At 73.8% G+C, this 21861-nt stretch carries 21 protein-coding genes; 14 read left to right on the top strand and 7 right to left on the bottom strand.

Going from position 1 to position 21861, the window contains the following annotated elements; all coding sequences use genetic code 11:
* Window positions 1-116 precede the first annotated feature (116 nt).
* Together ACIQF6_RS31190 and ACIQF6_RS31185 are read left to right on the top strand one after the other, a co-directional pair.
* Window positions 117-1526, top strand: coding sequence for an MFS transporter (locus ACIQF6_RS31190; protein WP_400901007.1), 1410 nt, complete (start codon window positions 117-119; stop codon window positions 1524-1526).
* A gap of 90 nt (window positions 1527-1616) precedes the next feature.
* Window positions 1617-2225 carry a DJ-1/PfpI family protein gene (locus ACIQF6_RS31185; protein WP_400901005.1) on the top strand — a complete coding sequence of 203 codons (609 nt, stop codon included), beginning with the start codon at window positions 1617-1619 and terminating at the stop codon, window positions 2223-2225.
* 89 nt (window positions 2226-2314) lie between these two features.
* Here ACIQF6_RS31185 and ACIQF6_RS31180 read toward each other — a convergent pair whose 3' ends face one another.
* Window positions 2315-2725 (bottom strand): nuclear transport factor 2 family protein, encoded by a 411-nt coding sequence (locus ACIQF6_RS31180; RefSeq protein ID WP_400901003.1) that lies wholly within the window; start codon window positions 2723-2725, stop codon window positions 2315-2317.
* A gap of 147 nt (window positions 2726-2872) precedes the next feature.
* Between ACIQF6_RS31180 and ACIQF6_RS31175 the strand changes: the two genes are divergently transcribed.
* Window positions 2873-3073, top strand: a complete 201-nt coding sequence (locus ACIQF6_RS31175; RefSeq protein WP_400901001.1) for a hypothetical protein — start codon at window positions 2873-2875, stop codon at window positions 3071-3073.
* Between the two features lie 131 nt (window positions 3074-3204).
* Here ACIQF6_RS31175 and ACIQF6_RS31170 read toward each other — a convergent pair whose 3' ends face one another.
* On the bottom strand, window positions 3205-4551 hold the full coding sequence (locus ACIQF6_RS31170) for a hypothetical protein (RefSeq protein ID WP_400900999.1): 1347 nt from the start codon (window positions 4549-4551) through the stop codon (window positions 3205-3207).
* 410 nt (window positions 4552-4961) lie between these two features.
* Here ACIQF6_RS31170 and ACIQF6_RS31165 point away from each other — a divergent pair, with 410 nt between their 5' ends.
* Both ACIQF6_RS31165 and ACIQF6_RS31160 read left to right on the top strand, forming a co-directional pair.
* Window positions 4962-5495, top strand: coding sequence for a GNAT family N-acetyltransferase (locus tag ACIQF6_RS31165; protein WP_400901069.1), 534 nt, complete (start codon window positions 4962-4964; stop codon window positions 5493-5495).
* 116 nt (window positions 5496-5611) lie between these two features.
* A complete protein-coding gene (locus tag ACIQF6_RS31160) occupies window positions 5612-6508 on the top strand; it encodes an aminoglycoside phosphotransferase family protein (protein ID WP_400900997.1) in 897 nt (298 codons plus the stop codon).
* A 13-nt stretch (window positions 6509-6521) separates the two neighbouring features.
* Here ACIQF6_RS31160 and ACIQF6_RS31155 read toward each other — a convergent pair whose 3' ends face one another.
* Entirely contained in the window at window positions 6522-7751 is a 1230-nt protein-coding gene (locus ACIQF6_RS31155) for an MFS transporter (protein WP_400900995.1), read from the bottom strand.
* Window positions 7752-8097: 346 nt separating this feature from the next.
* On the opposite strand from ACIQF6_RS31155, the gene ACIQF6_RS31150 reads away from it, so the two are divergent.
* Together ACIQF6_RS31150 and ACIQF6_RS31145 are read left to right on the top strand one after the other, a co-directional pair.
* Entirely contained in the window at window positions 8098-9384 is a 1287-nt protein-coding gene (locus tag ACIQF6_RS31150; protein ID WP_400901067.1) for a PP2C family protein-serine/threonine phosphatase, read from the top strand.
* A gap of 68 nt (window positions 9385-9452) precedes the next feature.
* Complete coding sequence (locus ACIQF6_RS31145) at window positions 9453-10130, top strand: maleylpyruvate isomerase N-terminal domain-containing protein (RefSeq protein WP_400900993.1); 678 nt, start codon at window positions 9453-9455, stop codon at window positions 10128-10130.
* A 163-nt stretch (window positions 10131-10293) separates the two neighbouring features.
* On the opposite strand, the gene ACIQF6_RS31140 is transcribed toward ACIQF6_RS31145, so the two are convergent.
* The gene (locus ACIQF6_RS31140; RefSeq protein ID WP_400900991.1) at window positions 10294-10935 is read right to left on the bottom strand and encodes a DUF1062 domain-containing protein; all 642 of its coding nucleotides are present in this window, start codon (window positions 10933-10935) and stop codon (window positions 10294-10296) included.
* A 274-nt stretch (window positions 10936-11209) separates the two neighbouring features.
* On the opposite strand from ACIQF6_RS31140, the gene ACIQF6_RS31135 reads away from it, so the two are divergent.
* Entirely contained in the window at window positions 11210-11893 is a 684-nt protein-coding gene (locus ACIQF6_RS31135; RefSeq protein WP_400900989.1) for an HAD family hydrolase, read from the top strand.
* Window positions 11894-11906: 13 nt separating this feature from the next.
* Window positions 11907-12827 carry a GNAT family N-acetyltransferase gene (locus tag ACIQF6_RS31130; RefSeq protein ID WP_400900987.1) on the top strand — a complete coding sequence of 307 codons (921 nt, stop codon included), beginning with the start codon at window positions 11907-11909 and terminating at the stop codon, window positions 12825-12827.
* On the opposite strand, the gene ACIQF6_RS31125 is transcribed toward ACIQF6_RS31130, so the two are convergent.
* Window positions 12821-13609, bottom strand: coding sequence for a phosphotransferase (locus tag ACIQF6_RS31125; protein WP_400900985.1), 789 nt, complete (start codon window positions 13607-13609; stop codon window positions 12821-12823). The genes ACIQF6_RS31130 and ACIQF6_RS31125 overlap by 7 nt on opposite strands.
* A gap of 114 nt (window positions 13610-13723) precedes the next feature.
* On the opposite strand from ACIQF6_RS31125, the gene ACIQF6_RS31120 reads away from it, so the two are divergent.
* Complete coding sequence (locus ACIQF6_RS31120) at window positions 13724-14170, top strand: hypothetical protein (RefSeq protein ID WP_400900983.1); 447 nt, start codon at window positions 13724-13726, stop codon at window positions 14168-14170.
* Here the strand turns inward: ACIQF6_RS31120 and ACIQF6_RS31115 are convergent.
* Window positions 14158-15252, bottom strand: a complete 1095-nt coding sequence (locus ACIQF6_RS31115) for a 2-dehydropantoate 2-reductase (RefSeq protein WP_400900981.1) — start codon at window positions 15250-15252, stop codon at window positions 14158-14160. The two genes, ACIQF6_RS31120 and ACIQF6_RS31115, sit on opposite strands and share 13 nt — an antisense overlap.
* Window positions 15253-15298: 46 nt before the next feature.
* Window positions 15299-16435 carry a PP2C family protein-serine/threonine phosphatase gene (locus ACIQF6_RS31110; RefSeq protein ID WP_400900979.1) on the bottom strand — a complete coding sequence of 379 codons (1137 nt, stop codon included), beginning with the start codon at window positions 16433-16435 and terminating at the stop codon, window positions 15299-15301.
* Between the two features lie 223 nt (window positions 16436-16658).
* Here ACIQF6_RS31110 and ACIQF6_RS31105 point away from each other — a divergent pair, with 223 nt between their 5' ends.
* The 4 genes from ACIQF6_RS31105 to ACIQF6_RS31090 all read left to right on the top strand — a co-directional run bounded on the left by ACIQF6_RS31105 (window position 16659) and on the right by ACIQF6_RS31090 (window position 21733).
* Window positions 16659-18170: a PHB depolymerase family esterase gene (locus ACIQF6_RS31105; protein ID WP_400900977.1), complete on the top strand. Its 1512-nt coding sequence runs from the start codon at window positions 16659-16661 to the stop codon at window positions 18168-18170.
* A gap of 180 nt (window positions 18171-18350) precedes the next feature.
* Complete coding sequence (locus tag ACIQF6_RS31100) at window positions 18351-19889, top strand: APC family permease (RefSeq protein ID WP_400900975.1); 1539 nt, start codon at window positions 18351-18353, stop codon at window positions 19887-19889.
* The gene (locus tag ACIQF6_RS31095) at window positions 19886-20260 is read left to right on the top strand and encodes a cupin domain-containing protein (protein WP_400900973.1); all 375 of its coding nucleotides are present in this window, start codon (window positions 19886-19888) and stop codon (window positions 20258-20260) included. Before ACIQF6_RS31100 ends, ACIQF6_RS31095 begins: the two co-directional genes overlap by 4 nt.
* A gap of 81 nt (window positions 20261-20341) precedes the next feature.
* Window positions 20342-21733, top strand: coding sequence for an NAD(P)/FAD-dependent oxidoreductase (locus ACIQF6_RS31090; RefSeq protein ID WP_400900971.1), 1392 nt, complete (start codon window positions 20342-20344; stop codon window positions 21731-21733).
* Window positions 21734-21861 lie beyond the last annotated feature (128 nt).

Below are 21861 nucleotides of genomic sequence, written 5' to 3'. Positions count from 1 at the left end.
ACCCGTCCACCGGGGCTGCCTGCCCCGTCCGTTGTGGCCGCCCGCCCCGTCCGTTGTGGCCGCCCGCCCCGTTCTCCGGGCCCGACCGGTCCGATCCGACCCTTTGGGGGCTGTCCATGAGCGACCGCAGCACCGCCGAACGGAGCGAGGCCGCCGACCGGGCGCCGGCCCTCGACCGCCGACTCGTCCCGCCGATGGTGCTGGGCTCCGTCCTCAACCCGATCAACTCCACCATCATCGCCGTCGCACTGGTCCCGATCGGCGTCGCGCTCGGGGCCTCGCCCGCGCAGACCGCCTGGCTGGTGTCCGCGCTGTACCTGGCCACCGCGCTCGGACAGCCCGTGGTCGGCCGACTGATCGACCTGTTCGGCCCCCGCCGACTGTTCCTGTCCGCGACCAGCCTGGTCGGAGTGGCCGGCGTGGTCGGCGCCCTCGCCCCCAACCTCGGCGTGCTGATCGCCTCCCGGGTCGTCCTCGGCTTCGGCACCTGCGCGGGCTACCCCGCCGCGATGGCCCTGCTGCGCGCCGAGTCCGGGCGCACCGGACGGGACACCCCCGCCGGCGTCCTCACCCTGCTCGCCGTCGCCAACCAGACCGTCGCCGTGGTCGGCCCGCTGCTCGGCGGCCTGCTCACCAGCCTCGGCGGCTGGCGCGCCACCTTCGCGCTGAACGTCCCGCTGTCCGTGCTCGCCGTCGTCCTCGGCGCCGTCCGGCTGCCCCGCACACCGGTGGATGCCACCCCCGAACGGCGCCCCGCCGGGCTCGCGCAGCGCATCGACCTGCCCGGCATGGCGCTGTTCGCCGCCCTGCTGCTGACGCTGCTGCTGTTCCTGATGAACCCCCACCCCGACCTCTGGTACCTCCCGGTGATCACCCTCGCCGCCGCAGCCGCCTTCACCGTCCGGGAACGCCACGCCGCCGAACCGTTCATCGACGTGAAGGTGCTCGGCGGCAACACCCCGCTGCTGCTCACCTACGCCCGCGCGCTCGCCGCGTACATCGGCGCATACGCCTTCCTGTACGGCTTCGCCCAGTGGACCGAGGAAGGCTTCGGCCTGACACCGCTTCAGGCCGGACTCGTCCAGGCCCCCACCTTCCTGGTCGGCATCGGCGTCTCCATCGCCGCCGGCCGGCGCGGCGGCATCCGCGCCACCCTGCTGATCGGCGGAATCGGCCAGGTCGCCGCCTGCGCCCTGATGCTCGTCCTCGGCGCGCACAGCCCACTGTGGGCACTGCTGGTGCTCGCCGTGGTCTTCGGCATACCGCAGGGCGCCAACGGACTCGCCCTCCAGAACTCCGTCTTCCAGCAGGCCGACCCCACCCGCACCGGCTCCTCCGCCGGCCTGCTGCGCACCTTCGCCTACCTCGGCTCGATGGTCGCCGCCGCAGCCACCGCCGCCGCGTACGGCGCGCACGCGGGCACCGCCGGGATGCACCGGCTGGCGATGGTGATGCTGGCCGCCGCCGTGCTGTTCCTGCTGCTCACCGTCTTCGACCGCAACCTGCGCAGTACGGCCGCCGGTTGACGGTTGACGGTTGACGCCCGCAGATCGACGGTCGACCCCGGTCGGCGGGTCGGGGAGACTGGGGGCTCGCACCCCTCGGGAGGAACTGTGATGCAGGTAGCCGTGGTCACCTTCGACGGTTTCAACGAACTCGACAGTTTCATCGCCTCCGCGCTGATCAACCGCTGCCGGCGGGACGGCCTGGAGGCCTTCATCACCACGCCCGCACCCGTGGTCACGTCCATGAACGGCGTCGAGGTCACCGGACAGCGTCCGATGGAGTTCGTGACCGAGGCCGACGTCGTGCTGATCGGCAGCGGAGTGAAGACCCGTGACGTGATCGCCGACGACCGGCTGATCTCGCGGCTGCCGCTCGACCCCGATCGACAGCTGATCGGCGCACAGTGCTCGGGCGCGCTGGTGCTCGCCCGGCTCGGACTGCTGAACGACATGCCCGCCTGCACCGACCTCACCACCCGGCCCTTCGTCGAGGCCCGCGGCGTGACGGTGCTGGACACGCCGTTCCACGCCGAGGGGAACATCGCCACGGCGGGTGGCTGCCTGGCGTCCCAGTACCTCGCCACCTGGGTCGTCACCCGCACGCTCGGGGAGGACGCCGCCCGCGACGTCATCGGGTACGTGGCCCCGGTCGGCGAACAGCAGGAGACGATCGCCCGCAACCTCCGCGCCGTGCAGACCGGCGAACCCGCGAGGGGCTGACGTCCCGCGTGGCGCGTTGGGCTGACGCCCTGTCTGCTGTTCGCCGGCCCCGTCGTGCGGACCTGCCGTGGGTCTCGCCGCCGTGCCGCCTAGCGGTCGGCGCGCCCGCCGGTGGCGGCGAGGCCGTCCATGTAGTCGCGGGCATGGACGATCAGGCCGTCGCGGACCCGCATCACCAGGAGGCCGGCGATGGCGAACTCGCCGTGCCCGCCCGTGATCTCACCCCGCACGGTCTGCTCGACCACCAGTACCTCCGGATCGGTCGACCGGTGCACGGCGGTCTCCGTCACCTCCGTCGGCCGGGCGGGAGTCGCCGCCCACGCGGCCTGGTATCCCGCCCGGACCGCCTCCCGCCCCTCGTACCGGGCCGGAAACCCGGGGAAGCGGAACGGGAACTCGTGGACGGCGTCCGGCGCGTAGAGGTCCGCGAGCGCATCGGCGTCCAGCGCCAGCATGGCCTGCCGGTAGCGGGCCAGGATGTCCAGCAGCGGTTCGGTCATGGCGGTGCCCCCCAGATGGGTTGTTCGTGATGGATCGGGTGCAGCGTATGCCTGTCTGACCGTGCGTCACCCGGAAACCTGACAGCTCCGCGAGGATCGGCGCGGCGCGCGTCCGGCCTCTCGGTGCGGGGCGGCACCATCGCCGTCATGGAGCAGGGGCGACGCGTCGCGGACCGGTTCGGGCTGTTCCGCGCTTCCGGTCCCGCCGGTGACATGCCGCGGAAGTCGGTGGTGCTGCTCGGCGGCGACGAGCGGGCGTCCTGGCTGGTGACGGTGCCCGCTGCGGCAGCCGTCGTAGAGCTTCTGGACAGCCCGCTGCTGGGGGCCCGGCGATCCCACCCCGCGTGAGGCGATGCTCGTCCGCCGGTGCGCGGTCGGCGTCGCCGGCGACCTCGGCGTCCGGGCGGGGTCGATCCGGGCCCGGGCCGCGCGCAGCCCGGGCGTGGCCGGACCCGGCGGCCCCGCGAAGGCCGGCCGGCTCAGGCCTTGGACCAGCCTCCTCCGGTGGCGGCCGGGCGGCGTTCCTGCTCGGCCGCCCGCTGGGACGGGACGTCGGGGAGGAGGGCGAGGGCCTCCGCGGCGCGGCCGTGGTCGATCAGGTGCCCGGCGATGTTGCGGGCGGCCTCCGGTGCCCGGGTGCCGCAGGCGGGCAGCAGGGCCGCGGCCTCGTCGAAACGGGCGCCGGCGGCGAGCAGACCGGCGTGGGCGGCGGCGCGCTCCGCGGGGGAGAGGCCAGGGGTGGCCATCAGGTCGGCGACGGCCTCGTCGGTGCGGCCGAGTTCGCTCAGCAGCCACTGGCGGTTGGACGGCACCCAGCGCGCGTTCCGGTCGAGGAACTCCGGGCTGCGATCCGTCAACAGCGCCAACGCCCGCTCGTGCAGGCCGAGTTCGGCGAGTTCGAGGACGACCGGCTGGAGCAGGCTCAGGTCTTCGTCCTCGAACGTGCCGTGGGCCGCCGCGATCGCCTCGTCCACCCGGTGCAGTGCGAGCAGCAGTTCGACCAGCAGGGCCCGGGCGGCAGCGGAGGTGGATGCGGAGTCGAGCCGCTCGCGCAGGAAGGCCTCCGCCTCCGCCGCCCGGCCGGCGTCCCGCAGCGCATCCACGTAGGCCTGCTGCGCCGCGTACGCGTGCCCGCCGAGGACGAGGTCGCGCAGCTCGGGGAGCCGGCCGTGCCGGGCGAGCAGCTCCGCGTACGCGGTCACGGTGTTCTGGGGGACGATGCGGCGGGCGGCGACCACCGCGCCGAGAGTGCGGATCGCCTGCTCCGGCCGGCCCGCGCGCTCCAGCACCTGTGCGTGCAGGATGTGCGCCCGCCAGGAGTCGTACAGACCGGCGTCCGCGACCTGCGCCAGCCGGGCGAGGACGGCTTCGTCCCGGCCCCGACCGTCCGTCAACTCGACCAGGGCGGTGAGTAGACGGGCCTTCGTGACGTGCGGGTCGAGCACGGCAAGGGCCTCGTCCAGCTGCCCGGCGTGCGCCAGCGCCTCGGCCCGGACCCGGTCGCGCTCCTCGCCGTCGGCGCCGCACCGCTCGGCGAGGGCGAGCGCCTCGCCGGCCCGGCCCGCCGCCGCCAGCGCGGTGACCGCAGCCGACACTGCCGGCGCCCAGCCCGTGCGGGCGAACGGCTCCAGCACCGCCCAGGCCCGCTCCGGCTCGCCCGCCGCGCACAGTCGGTCGGCCGCCGCCCGCGCACAGAACCAGTCCGCCCGGTCCTGCGCCGCCCGCACCACCAGCTCCAGCTCGCCGCGCCCCAGTAGGGCGTCCACCAGTCGCGGCAGGACCCCGCCGTAGTTCCGCAGCTGCCAGTCGAGATCGTCGATGTTCACCGGGGCAGTGTAGGAACCCTCGGCAGGACGGCGGCAGGCCGGGCCCGGTGCGGTCGGTCGGTCGGCCGGCCGGCTTCGGGGAGACCGGTCGGTCGAGAGCGCGGCGGGTGACCGGGCTGATCGGGCCGACCGGGCCGATCGGTTCGACGGCCGCCGCGCCGGGGACGCCGCGTTCGCGCAGCACCGTCCCGGCGCAGCACGTCCTGCGCGACCGCGACCGCGACCGTGACCGCGACCGGGCCGCGCCCGTGCGCCGTGTGCAGGCCCGCCGCGATGCTCGACCTTCCGGACCCGCCGGGTCCGCGCACTGCCGCCAGGCCGTGTCCGTGCTGCCCGGCACATCCACCACCGTCGCCGTGGCGCCGAATTGGCCGCCGCCACGGCCGGTGGGCCAGGATGGGCCGGTGGAGATGCCCAGGGTGGTGCCGGAGATCGCGGCGGAGCACGGATTCCGGCTGCGGCGCTGGGAACTGACGGACCGCGCGCTGCTGCGGGAGGCGGCCACCGACCCGTACATTCCGCTGATCACCACCGTGCCCGCGGCGTACTCCGACGCGGAGGCCGACGCGTTCGTGCACCGGCAGTGGCGGCGCACCGAGATCGGGACGGGCTACCCCTTCGTCATCGAGGACGCCGACGGGCAGGCCGTCGGCAATGTCGGTCTGTGGGTCGGCGAACTGCCGTTGCGCGGCTATGCCACCGCCGGCTACTGGGTGGTCGGCGGCGCGCGGGGCCGAGGGGTCGCGCTCGCCGGGCTGAACGCCGTCACCGCCTGGGGGCTGGGCGAACTCGCCGTCCCGCGGATCGAGTTGCACGTCGAGCCGTGGAACACCGGCTCGCTGCGCACCGCCGAACGGGCCGGGTACCGGCGGGAGGAGCTGATGCCCGCGCACCAGGAGGTCGGCGGCGAGCTGCGCGACATGTGGCGGTTCGCGCTCCCGTAGCGGGCGGCGTGGCTCGCACCCGGGGTCGGGCGGCGCCGGCAGGACGGGCGGGCCGGTGCCGGTGCCGGTGTGACGGGTGGTCGACTCCCGGTCGGCCTGACGTACTGTGCCTCGGCATGAGCGACTCCGAGACGGCGATCGGCGAGGAAATGGTCCGCGATCTGCTCCGGGAGCAGCATCCGGACCTGGCCGGGCTGCCCATCCGCGCGGTGGCGGGCGGGTGGGGCAACCAGATGTGGCGCCTCGGCACCGAGCTGGCCGTTCGGATGCAGCGCATGGACACCGGCCCCGAGCTTCAGCTCAAGGAACGCCGGTGGCTGCCGGCTCTGGCCGCGCGGCTGCCGCTGCCGATTCCCGTGCCGGTGCGGGACGGGACGCCGTCCGAGCGCTTCCCCAGGATCTGGACCGTCATGAGCTGGGTCGAGGGCACGCCGCTGGACCACGGCTCGATCACGCGCGGCGACCACGCGGCCGAGACGCTGGCGGGCTTCCTCCGGGCGCTGCACGTGGAGGCGCCCGCCGACGCGCCGCCCGCCTCGGACTTCGGCGCCCACCCCCGGGACTGCACGGGCGGCTTCGAACACTTCTTCCGGAGCGCGGCCCCCGCCGACCTCGCCGGCGAGATCCGCGAGGTGTGGGGCGAAGCGGTGGCCGCCCCGGCGTGGCAGGGCCCGCCGGTGTGGGTGCACGGCGACCTGCACCCGGCGAACGTCGTCGTCGCGGACGGCACCCTGGCGGGCGTCGTCGACTTCGGCGCACTCTTCGCCGGCGACCCGGCGTGGGACCTCTCGGCCGCCTGGCTGCTGCTCCCCGCGGGCGGTGCCGCACGGTTCTTCGACCGCTACCGGCAGGCCGACGAGGCGTCGGTGCGACGGGCCCGCGGACTGGCCGCGATGAAGAGCCTGTTCCTGATGTCGATGGGCCGGAACGGGGAGCTGGGCCTGCCCGGCGGCCAGCCGAACTGGGGGCCGGTGGGCCGGTCCGCCCTCGATCGCGTCCTCCGGGGCCTGTGACGGTGGCGACCCGTCAGGCGCGGTTGCCGCCCGGCCAGGTGAGGCCGCGAGCGAAGTGGCACAGCGCGGTCAGGACCGCCAGGCCGGCCGTGACGGCGGCGAGGGTCATGACGGCGGACGGGGACGTGCGGTCCACGACGCTGCCCCCGACCAGCGCGCCGAGCGAGATCGTCGCCTGGAACGAGGCGGTGAACAGCACCGACGCCGCCTCGGGAGCACCGGGGGCCGCCTTGGCGAACCAGGTCTGCGAGGAGACGGGCACCGCCCCGTAGGCGACACCCCACACGAACAGCAGGGCCACCGCGCCGACGTTCGAGCCGCCCAGCACCGGCAGCAGCAGCGTGGCCCCGGCGAGCAGGGCGGCCGCCGCACCGAAACCGGTGCGGGGACGCCGGGCGACCAGGGAGCCGCCGAGGAAGTTGCCCACGATGCCCGCGGCTCCGTAGACCAGCAGGAGGACGGTGACCAGTCCGGGGCCCGCATGCGTGACCTGTTCGAGGAAGGGCGTCACATAGGTGTACGCCCCGAAGTGGGCCAGCACCACGAGAAGGGTCATCAGCAGGGCGAAGCGGATGTGCACGCTGCCGAACAGGCCGCCCAGCACCCGCAACCGGGTGGCGGGCCCGACCGGCGGCAGCGGCGGCACGACCGCCAGCAGGAGAACGAGCACACCGACCGAGAGCACGCCCAGGACGGCGAACGCCGCACGCCAGCCCGCCACGTCCCCGAGGAACGTGCCGACCGGGACCCCGAGAACGGAACCCAGTGGGACGGCCGCGAAGATCACCGAGACGGCGCGGCCGACCTGCTGCGCAGGCACCAGCCGGTCGGCGAGCCCGGCCGCGATCGACCAGAAGCCGCCGATGGTGACGCCCACCAGGACCCGTGACAAGAGGATCAGCCCGTAGTTCGGCGCAACCGCCGCCAGGCCGTTCGCCAGGGCCAGCAGGGCCATGAACGCGCCCAACAGCGCCCGGCGGTCGATGCGGGTGGTGGCGGCGGTGACCAACGGCGCCGCGAGCGCGGCGAGGAACCCCGGCATGGTCATCATCAGCCCGGCCATCCCGTCCGAGACGGAGAAGGCGGATCCGATCGAGGTGAGCAGGCCGATCGGCAGGATCTCGGTGGTGACGATCGAAAAGATCCCCAGCGTGATCGCCAGGACGGAGAGCCGTTCGACCACCGGCGACCGGGCCGCCCGGTCGGTCGTACGGGGACGCGGAGCGGTGCTGGTGGGAGCCATGGATTCCGTCCTGGGTCAGGCCGTTCGCGGTCCGGCCAGTCCAGCAGGCCCCTCGGGCAGGGGGCTGGCAGCTTTGCGACATCACCGTGGCCGGGGCGGCCGCGACCAGAGGCGATGCGCAGGGAGCTGCGGGGGGGGGGGCGAGGTCGGGGGCCGGGTGTGTGTGGCGGTCGTGTGCGACCTCGTGGCGAACCTCGGGGACGACCTCGTGGCGTACCTCGGGGACCACGCCGAGGCGGCGCAGGCGGCCGGCCGACCGGGAGCAGGACCCGGGCCGTCTGCCGGTCGCAGCGCGTGTTGCCCCGACAGGGGGAGGTGCGGTGCGTACCGTGGGGTGGTGAACGAGGTGACGCCGGGGCCCGGGCAGGCGGACGACATTGCGGCCCAGCTGCTGGTGCTGGCCGGGGCGCGGGACCGGTTGCAGGGACTGTTGTCGGCGGTGCTGGCCATCGGGGGCGACCTGGAGCTGCCGGCGGTGCTGCACCGGATCGTCACGACGGCGATGGAGCTGGCCGGGGCGCGGTACGGGGCGCTCGGCATTCTCGCGCCGTCCGGGGACCGGCTGGAGCAGTTCGTCACGGCGGGGCTGTCGCCGGAGGAGCGGGCGGCGCTGGCCGGGATCGACTTCCCGCGCGGCCGCGGGGTCCTCGGACACCTGATCCACCACCCCGAGCCGCTGCGGGTGGAGGACATCGGCGCGCACCCGGCGTCGGTCGGCTTCCCGCCGGGCCACCCGCCGATGCGGACGCTGCTGGGCGTGGCGATCACCGTCCGGGGGAAGATCTACGGCGACCTGTACCTGTCGGAGCGTCGGGACGGGCGGCCGTTCGACCGGGCCGACGAGGAAGTGGTGCGGGCGCTCGCGGGGGCGGCGGGCATCGCCATCGAGAACGCCCGCCTGTTCGGGTACATGCGGGACAGCGCCGCGCAGTTCCAACGGCTGCTGCTGCCCACACTGCCGGACCTGACGCCGTTCACCGGGGCCGCCGTGTACCGCACCGCCGCCGACCCGGCCGGGGTCGGCGGCGACTGGTACGACGCGGTGATCCTGCCGGACCAGGCGTGCGCCGCCGTCATCGGCGACGTGGTCGGCCACGACCTGCACGCCGCGGCCGCGATGGCCCAGGCCCGCAACATGCTGCGCGCGCTGCTGTACGACCGCCGCAGCCCGCCCAGCTCGGTGCTCGCCCAACTCGACCGCACCGTGGAGGACATCACCGACCTGCCGGTCACCACCGCGTGCCTGGCCCGGATCGAGCCCGCCGCCGGGGACGGCTGGACGGTGCACTGGAGCACCGCCGGGCACCCGCCGCCGCTGGTGCTCGACCCCGACGGGCGCGCCTGGTACCTGGAGGGCGAGCCCGGCATCCCGATCGGCGTCGATCCCGACGTCCCACGGCCCGACCACGCCGATCCGCTGCCCAGCGGCGCCACCGTGCTGTTCTACACCGACGGCCTGGTCGAACGCCCCGACCGCGACATCGACGAAGGGCTCGCCGCCCTCGCCGCGCTCGCCGCCGCGCACGCCGACCGGCCGCTCGACGAACTGGTGCAGACCCTCGCCGACCTGCACCCCGGCGACGGCCACGACGACATGGCGGTGCTGGCCATCCGGACGCCCGCCCGTAGGTGAGGTCCGACGGGCCGGGCCGAACCGCCCGGCGGGGGACGGGCGGTGGAGCAGGGGTAGCGTGGGCGGCCATGCAGAAGAAACTGGTGGAGCAGGCGTTCCGGGCCGAGGCCGGGGCGCTCGGGGCGGCGCTGGCCGGACTGGGAGCGGGGGACCGGTCCCGGGCCACCCGGTGCGAGCCGTGGACGGTGGTGGAGCTGCTGGCGCACGTCCGGGTCGCCGTCGGGCGGGTGGAGGCGATGCTGGCCGCGCCCGAACCCGGGCGGGCCGAGGTGACGGCGGTGGGGTACTACCGGCCCGACGAGCGGTTCGACGCGGCGACGAACGAAGCGCGGATCGCGCTCGCCCGTGATACGGCGGAGGACGACACCGAGGCGGTCGCCGCCTTCGGGCGGACCTGGCAGGACGTGGCGGCCCGGTTCGAGGCGGAGGCCGGGACGCGAGTGGTGCGGACCCGGCACGGCGACCCGATGCTGCTCACCGAGTTCATGATCACCCGGGTGGTGGAGCTGGCCGTGCACGGCCTCGACCTGGCCGACGCGCTCGACCGTCCGGCCTGGCTGACCGACGAGGCCTCCGACGTGCTGGAGAGCCTGCTGCTGAAGGACGCTGACGGGCCGTCGGTGCGGACGGCGCTCGGCTGGGACCGGGCGACGTTCCTGCGCAAGGCGACCGGACGGGCCGAGCTGGACACGGCCGAGCAGGCCGAGGTGGCGCGGGCCGGGATCACCTGGCTGACGCTGGGCTGAGAAGGCCGGCCACGGCCGGCCTCGCGGGGGCGGGTGTCGGAACGCCGGACCTGCCGGGCTGCTCGGCGTCGGCCGCGGGAGCCGTGGGGTGTCGGCGGGGTCGGGTACGGCCTCCCGGGTGGGCGTAGGAACGCCCGGCCCGGGAGGCCGGATTGACGGATCGTCAGGCTCCGAGGGCCTCCGGGTGGGGCCATCGGGCGGTGGTGGGGAGTTCGGTGGCGGGGGCGGGCGGTGCGGCGGGGCCGTGGAGGGTGAACTCGAAGTCCCGGTGTGCCTTGGCGCCCAGGCCCGGCGGCAGCCGGAGCAGGCCGTCGGTCGTCAGGCGTCGCACCCGGGGCCGGCTGAGGCCGAGCCCGAGCATCAGCAGTCGCTCCACCCGGACCGGTGCGGGCAGGTCGAAGGTGACCTGTATGCGCAGCGGGGCGCGGGAGCCGAGGGCGAACAGTGGGGTCCGGGCGTCCAGCGACCAGGTGCCGGTCCAGTCCAGGCGGTAGCCGTGCTTCGCGGCCAGCGCGGCGTTCATCGTCAACTCCCGTACCACGGACGGATCATTGGTCTCGTAGGAGACCAGCCGGGACGGCTCCAGCGTCGAGACGTGGGCGCGTTCGTGGACGGGGACCTTCGAGGTGCGGTCGCAGCCGGCGCAGCTCAGCAGCAGCCAGACGTCGAGCAGTTTGCCGCTCGCGTTGACCCGGATCCTGCCGGTGGGGCGGTGCCGGGTGCCGGGGCAGTCGGGGCAGGGCCGGACGACGGCGGGCAGGGCGGACTGGCGCACGGCCCACTGGGCCTTGCGGTCGGTATGCATGTGGGTGATGGCTTTCAGGACATGGCGGGGACGCTCAACGGCCGGCGCGCAGGCCGGACCGGGCCCCCGCGGTTCGGCGGGTGCACACGAGGGCGCGAAGCATCGCCCCGGGGCCCGGTCGGGGGCTGCGAGGTCGATCGCGCGACAGATCGGCGGTCACTGCGTGGCATCTGCTAAAAGTCCATGCGGTGATCGTGATCGACACCACGCTCCGGCGGCAACTCAATTTCCGTCCCCCGCCCAGGCGTTCGGGTGTCACACTTATGCTGATCCGATGATCGAATCGAGCAAGCCCGTCGAACTGGTGATCTTCGACTGCGACGGCGTCCTGGTGGACAGCGAGCGGATCGCCGTCCGCGTCCAGTGCGAGGTCGGCGCCGCGCTCGGCTGGCCGCTCACCGAGGACGAGGTGGTGCGGCACTTCATCGGACGCTCGCACGCCGCCGCCTGGCAGGTCGTCGCCTCGCGGCTCGGCGACCGCGTCGCAGCCGAATGGGAGCAGCGGTTCGAACAGCGGCACCGGGAACTGGTGGACACCGAACTGGAGCCGGTGGACGGCATCGTGGAGGCGCTCGCCGAGCTCGACCTGCCGTACTGCGTGGCCTCCAGCGGGACGCACCGGAAGATGCGGCACACCCTCGGCCGGACCGGACTGTACGAGCGGTTCGAGGGACGGATCTTCAGCGCCGTCGAAGTGGCGCACGGAAAGCCCGCACCCGACCTGTTCCTGCACGCCGCGCAGCGCATGGGCTTCGCCCCCGAGGTGTGCGCGGTGGTCGAGGACAGCGGCCCCGGCACCCGGGCCGCCCGCGCCGCCGGAATGCGCTGCTTCGGCTACACCGGCGGCCCCACCGGCGCCGACGCGCTCACCGGCCCCGGCACCGTACTCTTCTCCGACATGCGGCAACTGCCCACCCTGCTGCGGCACGCCGCCACCACCGTCATCACCACCGGCTGAAGGAGCCCGTCCCATGGCAGAGGCCCGACTGCCCGCCGGCTACACCGCCCGGCCGATCGACCCGGCCACCGACCTCCCCGCCGTCCAGCACCTGGTCAACACCTGCGAACGCGCACTCGGCGGCACCGCGACCACCGACGCCGGCGCACTCACCGCCGTCCTGAGCCGCCCCGGGCTCGACCCCGCCACCGACACCCTGCTGGTGCACACCGCCGACGGCCGACTCGCCGGCTGGGCCTGGACCGACCGCCGCACCGACGCCGACGTGCACCCCGAGCACCGCGGCCGCGGCCTCGGCACCGCACTGCTGCGCTGGATCGAACAGCGGGCCCGCGAAACCGGCACCGCCGAAATCGCCCAGGTCGTCCCCGACCGCGACACGGCCGCCACCGCACTGCTGGACGCCCACGGCTTCCGCCCCGCCGTCACCAGCTGGCTGCTGGCCATCGACCTCGACGACCTCCCCGACGACCTGCCGCCCGCACCCGAAGGCATCACCGTCCGCCCCTTCCGGGCCGGCGACCCGGCGGACGAGCAGGCCGCACACCGGCTCGTCGAGGACGCCTTCGACGAATGGCAGCAGCGCCGCAAGGACTTCGACGAATGGGCCGCCCACACCGTGCGCCGCCCCACCTTCGCCGCCGACCGCTCCCCGCTCGCCTTCGCCGACGGCCGCCTGGTCGGCGCCGCCCTCGCCCTCGACCTCCCCGACACCGGCGAGGGCTACGTGGAGAACGTCGCCGTCCACGGCGGTCACCGCCACCGCGGCATCGCCCGCCACCTGCTGCACCACACCTTCCACGCCTGCCGCACCGCCGGCCTGGCCGGCTGCACCCTGTGGACGCACTCCGCGACCGGCGCGCTCGACCTGTACCTGAAGGCCGGCATGACGGTCCGGCACAGCTCGACCGTACGGAAGAAGACCCTTCAGTAGTCCAGCAGCGCCCGCAGCCGCGCGGCCTGCCGGTCGGCGGTGCCGGGCGGGTTGCGGGCCTCCGTCGCCGGATCGGTCGTCAGGAACACCAGCCACAGCAGCGCGAACAGCCGCCGGCACTCCCACAGCCGGGCCGACTCCGCCGGACCGAGCACGAAGCGGCCCAGGAACGCCGCCGCGTCCAGATCGGTGTCCACCCAGGCGGAGAGGTGCTCGACCACCTCGGCCAGCTCGTACGGGCGGTCGCTGCGCCCCGAGTCCTCGAAGTCGACCAGCCGCACGTCGGCGCCGTCCCAGAGGAAGTTCGCCAGGTTGCCGTCCGCCTGCCCGAGCACCGGCGCCCCCGTCTCCGCGCCGGCCAGCAGCCCGGGCTCCGCGCCCGCCAGCCAGCGCAGGCCCTCCTCCAGCGCGGGCGACGAGGCCCGCACCGCCCGGCGGCGGATCGCGGCGACCGAGTCGCGCACGTACCAGCGGCGCGCCGGGAGCGCGGCGGCCGTGGCGGACGGGACGGCGTGCAGCAGGCGGTCGACGGCGCGGGCCAGGGCATCCAGGTGAAGGGGCGTCAGCTCGGCTCCGCGCAGCGGGACCCCGGGCAGCCGAGCCATGGTGACGGTGCGGCCGGCCAGCGACAGCGGGCGCGGCGCCAGGCCCGGCGCGTACCGGTCGAGCAGGGTGAGCGCCCGCCACTCGCGGTCCGGCTCCCCGTCGGCGCCCTCGCGGAAGACTTTGCGGACAGCGCCGGGGAGCAACTCGACGCCGTGGGTGGTCCACTGGGTGGTCATGGCGTCAGTCTCCCCGACCGGCCGGGGGCCGGTGCGGAAAGTCGGGTACGGAGGTCGGTGCGGGTCAGTAGGCTTGGGGCGGCAGCCTGCGGACGACGAGGGGTGGCGGCGCGAATGGTGGGGACCGAACTGGCCGAACTGGCGGCCTCGGGAGCGACGGCACTGGTCGGTGCGGTGGCCACCGACCTGTGGGGCCAGGTCCGGGACCGGGTCGGGCGGCTGCTCACCCGTGGCCGGGAGAGCCGGGTCGAGGCGGCCCGCATCGAACTCGCCTACGCCGAGGTGCTGGACGCCGAGGAGAACGGCCTGCCCGAGGTCCGCGAGAACGTCCGCCAGGACTGGGAACAGCGCCTGCTCACCGTGCTGCGCGAGGACCCGACCGCCGTCGCCGAACTGCGCGCCCTGCTCGACGAGATCGCCCCGCAGGGCGGCGGGCAGCGGGTCGACGTGACGGTCGTCCACAACGAGATCAGCGCCGACGTGAACGGCATCGCCCTGCAGATCGGCCGGGTCGACACCAACAATGTGACGATGCGACAGCCCGGCGATCAGACTTCCTGATCGTCCAGCGCGGCGAGCAGCTCCGGCCCCGACCAGCTCGGCGGGGCCGGCGCGGACTCGGCGGCCCGCACCAGCTCCAGCAGCCGCCGGTTGGCGGGCGCGGCCAGCCCGTGCCGCTCGGCGAGCGCCAGCACCTCGCCCTGGAGTTCGCCGATCTCGGTCCGGCGGCCGCGCTGCAGGTCCTCCCACATCGAGGACCGGGCCTGCGCGTCCACCCGCAGACTGGCCGCCGCGAGCCGCCGGAACAGCCCGTCCGGCAGCCCGAGCACGGCCGGCATCCACCCCGCCGGCACCGGGCCGAGCCGGGCCGGCGCCAGCCCCGCCGCCCGGAGCGCCGCCAGCCCCTCCCGCTGACACCGCGCCAGCACCAGCCGGTACGGCCGGCTCCCGAGCTGCTCACGGAGCGGCCGGCCGGACAGCGCGTTCACCGCGTTGTTCAGGTTCAGCAGCAGCTTGGCCGCCTGCACCTGCGGCATGTCGTCGCGCAACTCCACCGGCAGGCCGGCCGCCCGCGCGAGTTCGGCGAACCGCTCCGCGGGGGAGCTGCGTCGGGCGGGCGCGCGGCCCGCGGGCGGCTGCTCGGGTGCAGCGGGCTGCTCCGCGGCGGCGGTGCGCTCCAGCATCAGGCGGCCGTCGGTGCCCTGGTGGAACGCGGCCGCTCCGGTGCGGACGACGTTGTACGGGACCATGCCGGCCAGGACCTGCCGGTCCGGGAGGGCGGCGGCGAGCAACTCGGCGTTGTGCAGGCCGTTCTGGAAGCTGATCACGGTGGTGCGGGCGTCCAGGTGCGGGGCGAGCGCGCGGGCGGCCCCGGCGGTGTCCGCGGACTTCACGGTGACCAGGACGTAGTCGGCGCCCGCCGCGGCCGAGGCGTCCACGGCGGTGGCGGGACGGACGTGCACCCGGCGGTCGCCGGGGCCGGTCAACGTCAGCCCGGTGCGGTCGAGTTCGGCCATCGCGTCCGGGCGGCCGATCAGCGTCACGTCGGCGACGGCGGCGAGCGCCCCGCCGAGGCGGCAGCCGATGCTGCCCGCGCCGAACACGGCGATCCGCAGCGGGGGCACGGAACGGTCCTCGGACACCGGGGCTCCTTCGTCGACGGCAGCGGCCCCCGAGGCTACCGCCCGGTCAGTCGAGGTCGGTCGACGGGTCGTCGGCCGGAGGCGCGTGGCGGGTGGCGAGGAGGGCGGCCACGTCGTCGTCGGCGGGGCCGCCGGCGTAGCGGCGGAGGTCGCGGCGGAGGTTGTCGAGGAGCCGGGCGGACGGGTCGGAGGTCCAGCGGGTGAGCCGGTCGGTGAGGGGGTAGAACTCGCCGCTGCGGTCGCGGGTCTCGGAGATGCCGTCGGTGTAGAGCAGCACCCGGTCGCCGGGGCCGAAGGGGACGGTCTGGGTGCGGTAGTCGGAGGCCACCAGCGCGGACAGGTTGAGCGGCGGCAGCGGCAGTTCCGGCTCCAGGAGCCGGACCCCGTCGGGCTGGATCAGGCCGGGCGGCGGGTGGCCGCAGTTGAGCAGGCGGGCCTCGGGGCGGTCGTCGGGGATCTCCAGCAGGACGGCGGTGGCGAAGCGTTCGGCGGCGTCCGGGGAGGAGGCGCGTTCGGCGTAGCGGCTCAGGCCGGTCTCCAGGCGGCTGGCCAGCGCCGGAAGGTCCTTGGAGTCGTAGGCGGCCTCCCGGAACGAGCCGAGCAGCGCCGCCGCCATCTCGACCGCCGGCAGGCCCTTGCCCTGGACGTCGCCGAGGATGATCCGGACCCCGAACGGGGTGCGGACCGCCTCGTAGAAGTCGCCGCCGATCTGGGCCTGTTCGGCGGCGGCGTTGTAGTACAGATCGAGGTCGACGCCGTTGATCCGGTCCGGCAGCGGGCGCAGCACCACCTCCTGGGCGGCCTGCGCCACCGAGCGGACCATCGCCAGGTCGCGCTCGCGGTGCACCCGCTGCCCGGCGGTGTACGCGGCGGCCAGCGAGACGGTGACGGTCGCGGCGATCACCGAGACGGCGGACGCACCGACCACGCCCTCCCGGATCAGGGCCAGCAGCACTTCCGTCAGCACCGCGATCACGCCGATCATCAGCGTCCCCAGCGGGCCCCAGCTGGCGGCGGCGAGCGCGGGGGCGGCCACCACGAAGCGGTCGTAGCGCTGACCGGCCGGCGTCTCGGAGTCGGCCGCCGCGGCCAGGGCGATCAGCAGGAACGGCGACAGGAGGCTGATGGTGCTCAGCACCGTGCGGGGCCGAGCCGGATCCGGTGCGTCGGTGATCGTGGGCATGACCCGGTGAACGGTACCCGGGCGAGGTGCCCGGGTGTGGGAGGCACGGGCGGGGCCGCCCGGCCGACGTGGCCTCAATGGTCGCCGCCACCATGCCGGACGGCCCGCCGGTGGTGCACCGGGCCATGGGCGGCCGCCCGGGGCGCGCCGATGATTCACGCCAACCGTGCTCGGCCACCCCCCACCCCGGCCCACGAGCACACAGCGAGAACGGAACCCCCACATGGCACGACACACGAGCAGGGCAGGACACGCGAGCAGGGCAGGACGGATCGGACGCTGGGCGAAGGCGCTGGTGGCAGGAGCGGTGCTGACCGCCGGGATGCTGACCGGCGCGCCGCAGGCCTCCGCGGCCGGCCTCGGCCAGGTCACCGGCTTCGGCACCAACCCCGGCAACCTGGCGATGTACAGCTATGTCCCGAGCGGACTGGCCACCGGCAAGCCGCTGGTGGTGGCGCTGCACGGCTGCACCCAGACCGCCACCGACTACTACAACAACTCCGGCTGGGCGCAGCTCGCCGACCGCTGGGGCTTCGCGGTGGTCTTCCCGCAGACCGGCGCCACCAACAACGCGCTGTCCTGCTTCTCCTGGTTCGACAGCAGCAAGGACACCCGCGGCAAGGGCGAGGCGCTGTCGGTCAAGCAGATGGTCGACAAGGCGGTGGCGCTGTACGGCAGCGACCCGTCCCGGGTGTACGTCACCGGCCTGTCGGCGGGCGCGGGCATGGCCGCCGACCTGCTGGCCGACTACCCGGACGTGTTCGCGGGCGGCTCGATCGCCTCCGGCCTGCCCGCGCAGTGCGCCACCGCGCAGGCCGCCGCGTCCGGCTGCCAGAACTCCAACCAGAACCTGACGCCCGCCCAGTGGGGCGACAAGGTGCGGGCGTCCAACCCGGGTTGGACCGGGCCGTGGCCGCGGGTGGCGATCTGGCACGGCAGCTCGGACACCACCGTCGCCCCCGTCAACGCGACCGAGCTGCGCGACCAGTGGACCAACGTGTGGGGCATCCCGCAGACCGCCTCCGCCACCCAGTCGCTGCCCGGCAGCACCACGCTGAGCGTGTACAACGACGCCGCCGGCAAGCCGGCCGTCCAGCTGTACAGCGTCTCCGGGATGGGCCACGGACTGCCCGTCAGCCCGGGCAGCGGCACCGCCAACTGCGGGCAGAGCGGCGCCTACTTCCTGAACACCATCTGCTCGTCGTACTGGACCGGGCTGTTCTGGGGCCTGGACGGCAGCGGCGGCGGCAACAACGGCGGGGGTGACAACGGGGGCGGCGCCCAGCTGCCCGCGCCGGGCGGACTGGCCGTCACCGGCACCACCGACACCACCGCCTCGCTGAGCTGGAACGCGGTGGCCGGGGCGGCGTCCTACACCGTGTACCGGGGCGGCGCGCAGGTCGGCACCACGACCGGCACCACGTACACCGACAGCGGCCTCAGCGCGGGCACCGGGTACGCCTGGACGGTGGCCGCGGTGGACGCCAACGGGCAGGCGGGGACGGCGAGTTCGGCCGTCACCGGGACCACCGCCGGCAGCGTGTTCACGCCCCGGTGCTTCACCGACAACAACTACAACCAGGTCGCCGCAGGTCGGGCCCACCAGAGCGGCGGGTACGCGTACGCCAACGGCTCCAACCAGAACATGGGGCTGTGGAACCTGTTCGTGGTTCACACGTTGAAGGAGTCCCCGGCCGGGTACTTCGTGCTCGCGGACTCCGGATGCGCTGCGTGAGCGGGTGTTAACCGCCCCTGACCAGCGGTGATGTGGGCTCCGCCGGTTTTCCGGCGGGGCCCGCCAGAGTGTCAGGGGGGCATCAAGACGTCTGACAGATTGAACGATTGTCGTACGTCACAGTGGCGACCAGACTCGTGCACCTCACATTCGTGCCGAAACCCGATTGCCAAGGTGAAAATGACCGCCATCCCCGTGGCCCCGCCGGAGAACCGGTGGGCAACGCCCAAGCGCGTGAGCCTGGTTCCCCTCGTCGCCCTGATCTTCTTCGGAGTCTCCGGCGGCGCCTACGGCATCGAGCCGCTGTTCTCGACCTCCGGGCCCGGCATGGGAATCCTGCTGATCCTGATCGCCCCACTGATCTACAGCGTCCCGCACGCCCTGGTCTGCGCCGAACTCGGCACCGCCATCCCCGTCGAGGGCGGCTACTACCACTGGGTCAAGCGCGGCCTCGGCCGGTTCTGGGCCTTCCAGCAGGGCGTGTTGCAGTGGGTGTGCAGCTTCGTCGACATGGCGCTCTACCCGGTCATGTTCACCTCGTACCTGTCCAGCCTGATCAGCGCGGTCGCCCCCGGCGAGCACGTGCTGTTCGAGATCCTCGGGCTGAAGATCGACCTGAACTGGGTGATCTGCGTCGGCGTCATCGTGATCTTCACGCTGCTGAACCTGATGGGCGCGGGCTGGGTCGGCGACTCCTCGGTGGTGTTCGCGATCATCTGCCTCACCCCGATGCTGATCCTCACCGCGATCGGCGGCTACCACCTGCTGACCGACGGCATCAACCCGGTCTCCTCACTGACCGCCGACCAGGGCCAGTCCACCTGGAACGCCTTCGGGTCGGGCCTGTTCATCGTGATGTGGAACTACTCCGGCTGGGACTCGGTCTCCACCGTCGCCGGTGAGATGGAGAACCCGAAGAAGCACCTGCCCAAGGCGCTGTTCTGGTCGGTGCTGCTGATCATCGTCGGCTACCTGCTGCCCTCGGTCGGCGCCCTCGCGGTCGGCGCGGACGGCGACAACGGCTGGAAGGGCTGGAAGGACGGCTCGTTCTCCGACATCGCGGGCCAGCTGGCCGGCCCCTGGCTCCAGTACACCGTCACCATCGGCGGCCTGTTCGCCTCGGTCGCGATGTTCTCCGCGCTGCTCGCCTCGTACTCCCGGCTGCCCTCCGCGCTCTCGCAGGACGGCTACCTGCCCAAGTGGGTCTCCAAGGAGAGCAAGCGCTACAAGATGCCGATGGCGTCGATCATCGGATCGTCCGTCATCTACGCGCTGTTCTGCTTCTCCAGCTTCAGCAACCTGGTGATCTTCGACGTCTTCCTCACCAACATCGGCATCCTGCTGGAGGTCGCCGCGCTGATCATGCTGCGGATCCGGGAGCCCGAGCTGGAGCGCCCGTACAAGATCCCCGGCGGCTGGTGGAGCGTCGGCCTGATCACCGTCAGCCTGACCGCCGTCAGCGTCTGGGCCGCCATCGAGCAGTACAACGCGGAGGGCGCCAAGGCCGTCGTGTACTGCCTGATCGTGGTCGCCGGCGCGGTGGTGCTCTACCCCGTGCTGTCGATGCGCAAGGCCGCCCGGGACGCCGCCGCCGTCGAGCGCGGGGCCGTCGAGTCGGCCGCCGGTGCGGAGGCGTACGGCCTGTCAGAGCGGCAGCCGGACTCGGCACACAGTGACAAGGCCGCGGCCGGCAGCGGAACGGATAGCGTCGAGGCATGATCAACAGCTTCGCCCTGAACGTCGCGGACGCCGAGCTGGAACCCGAACCGCTCGACGCCGAGCAGATCGTCTCCGGCACCCCCGAGGTCACCGGCAAGGTGGTCTGGGAGTCCGCCGACGGCCGCCAGATCCGCGGCATCTGGCAGATCACCCCCGGCGTGGTCACCGACACCGAGGCCGACGAGATGTTCGTCGTCCTCAGCGGCCGGGCCACCATCGCCTTCGAGAACGGCCCCGTCCTGGAGGTCGGCCCCGGCGACCTCGCGGTGCTGCGCGAAGGCGACCGCACCACGTGGACCGTCCACGAGACGCTCCGCAAGGTCTACACCATCAACCTCGGCCCGGAGACGGCCGAGGACGAGGACCGATAACCGCCGCCAACCGGCACAGCAGCCGGCCCGGCCGCCCCCACGGCCGGGCCGGCGCCCCTCCCAAGGCAAGGAACCGAGAACATGGACCCCGTACACGCCCTGCGGGACGCCAAGCCCACCCCGTTCTGGCTGGAGGACCCCGGTCGTCCGCAGGCCAACTCGGCGCTCACCGGAGACGTCCGCTGCGACCTGCTGGTCGTCGGCGGCGGCTACAGCGGCCTGTGGACCGCGCTGATCGCCAAGGAACGCGACCCCGGCTGCGACGTGGTCCTGATCGAGGGCCAGGAGATCGCCTGGGCCGCCTCCGGCCGCAACGGCGGCTTCTGCGCCGCCAGCCTCACCCACGGCCTCGGCAACGGCTACGAGCGCTGGCCGAACGAACTCGCCGCGCTCGAACAGCTCGGCGCCCGCAACCTGCAGTCCATCGAGGACGCCGTCACCAAGTACGGCATCGACTGCGACTGGGAGCGCACCGGCGAACTCGACGTCGCCACCGAGCCGCACCAGGTCGAGGAACTCGCCGAACTGTACGAACTCGCCAAGGAGTACGGCGACTACGAGTTCCTGGACGCCGACGCGGTGCGCGCCCAGGTGAACTCCCCGACCTACCTCGGCGCGCTGTGGGACAAGGACGGCGTGGCGATGGTCCACCCCGCCAAGCTCGCCTGGGGCCTCAAGCAGGCCTGCGAGCAGCTCGGCGTCCGGATCTACGAGCACACCAAGGCCACCGACATCGCCGAGGCCGGCTCCGGCATGGCCGTGCGCACCCCCTACGGCCGGGTGTTCGCCCGCAAGGTCGCGCTCGGCACCAACGTGTTCCCCTCGCTGATCAAGCGGATCCGCCCCTACACCGTGCCGGTGTACGACTACGCGCTGATGACCGAACCGCTCAGCGACGAGCAGCTCGCCGCGATCGGCTGGCAGGGCCGGCAGGGCGTCGGCGACAGCGCCAACCAGTTCCACTACTACCGGATGTCCGCCGACAACCGGATCCTGTGGGGCGGCTACGACGCGATCTACCACTACGGCGCGCGGGTCCGCTCCGAGTACGACCACCGGCCGGCCACCTACCGGACCCTCGCCCGGCACTTCTTCGAGACCTTCCCGCAGCTCGAAGGCCTGCGCTTCACCAACGCCTGGGGCGGCGCGATCGACACCTGCACCCGGTTCTCCGCGTTCTTCGACACCGCGTACCACGGCAAGGTCGCCCTCGCGGCGGGCTTCACCGGACTCGGCGTCGGCGCGACCCGGTTCGGCGCGGAGGTCATGCTCGACCTGCTCGACGGGAAGCCCACCGAGCGCACCACCCTGGAGATGGTCCGCCGCAAGCCGCTGCCGTTCCCGCCCGAGCCCGTCCGCTGGGCCGGCATCGGGATCACCAAGTGGTCCCTGGACCGCGCCGACCGCAACGGCGGCCGCCGCAACCTCTGGCTGAAGACCATGGACACCCTGGGCCTCGGCTTCGACAGCTGACGCTCCGACACCTCCCGAACCGGCCGTCGGCGTGCCTTGAGAAGTGGCCGGCGACATCCTCCGATTCGGCAGCCCGGTGCTCCGATGCCTCCGCCGGCCACTCTTTTGGGTGGCCGGCGGTACGGCGC

Source organism: Kitasatospora sp. NPDC092948, assembly GCF_044754805.1.
Classification (GTDB): Bacteria; Actinomycetota; Actinomycetes; order Streptomycetales; family Streptomycetaceae; genus Kitasatospora.
This window is presented reverse-complemented; position numbering and strand designations above follow the sequence as displayed.

Bases quoted from the DNA above. Each gene is read 5' to 3' on its own strand.
- ACIQF6_RS31165 (WP_400901069.1), top strand. From the start codon at position 4,962: ATGCCCAGGGTGGTGCCGGAGATCGCGGCGGAGCACGGATTCCGGCTG.
- ACIQF6_RS31120 (WP_400900983.1), top strand. From the start codon at position 13,724: ATGGTGGGGACCGAACTGGCCGAACTGGCGGCCTCGGGAGCGACGGCA.
- ACIQF6_RS31160 (WP_400900997.1), top strand. From the start codon at position 5,612: ATGAGCGACTCCGAGACGGCGATCGGCGAGGAAATGGTCCGCGATCTG.
- ACIQF6_RS31190 (WP_400901007.1), top strand. From the start codon at position 117: ATGAGCGACCGCAGCACCGCCGAACGGAGCGAGGCCGCCGACCGGGCG.
- ACIQF6_RS31180 (WP_400901003.1), bottom strand. From the start codon at position 2,725: ATGACCGAACCGCTGCTGGACATCCTGGCCCGCTACCGGCAGGCCATG.
- ACIQF6_RS31125 (WP_400900985.1), bottom strand. From the start codon at position 13,609: ATGACCACCCAGTGGACCACCCACGGCGTCGAGTTGCTCCCCGGCGCT.
- ACIQF6_RS31185 (WP_400901005.1), top strand. From the start codon at position 1,617: ATGCAGGTAGCCGTGGTCACCTTCGACGGTTTCAACGAACTCGACAGT.
- ACIQF6_RS31095 (WP_400900973.1), top strand. From the start codon at position 19,886: ATGATCAACAGCTTCGCCCTGAACGTCGCGGACGCCGAGCTGGAACCC.
- ACIQF6_RS31175 (WP_400901001.1), top strand. From the start codon at position 2,873: ATGGAGCAGGGGCGACGCGTCGCGGACCGGTTCGGGCTGTTCCGCGCT.
- ACIQF6_RS31110 (WP_400900979.1), bottom strand. From the start codon at position 16,435: ATGCCCACGATCACCGACGCACCGGATCCGGCTCGGCCCCGCACGGTG.
- ACIQF6_RS31145 (WP_400900993.1), top strand. From the start codon at position 9,453: ATGCAGAAGAAACTGGTGGAGCAGGCGTTCCGGGCCGAGGCCGGGGCG.
- ACIQF6_RS31155 (WP_400900995.1), bottom strand. From the start codon at position 7,751: ATGGCTCCCACCAGCACCGCTCCGCGTCCCCGTACGACCGACCGGGCG.
- ACIQF6_RS31090 (WP_400900971.1), top strand. From the start codon at position 20,342: ATGGACCCCGTACACGCCCTGCGGGACGCCAAGCCCACCCCGTTCTGG.
- ACIQF6_RS31135 (WP_400900989.1), top strand. From the start codon at position 11,210: ATGATCGAATCGAGCAAGCCCGTCGAACTGGTGATCTTCGACTGCGAC.
- ACIQF6_RS31130 (WP_400900987.1), top strand. From the start codon at position 11,907: ATGGCAGAGGCCCGACTGCCCGCCGGCTACACCGCCCGGCCGATCGAC.
- ACIQF6_RS31105 (WP_400900977.1), top strand. From the start codon at position 16,659: ATGGCACGACACACGAGCAGGGCAGGACACGCGAGCAGGGCAGGACGG.
- ACIQF6_RS31140 (WP_400900991.1), bottom strand. From the start codon at position 10,935: ATGCATACCGACCGCAAGGCCCAGTGGGCCGTGCGCCAGTCCGCCCTG.
- ACIQF6_RS31100 (WP_400900975.1), top strand. From the start codon at position 18,351: ATGACCGCCATCCCCGTGGCCCCGCCGGAGAACCGGTGGGCAACGCCC.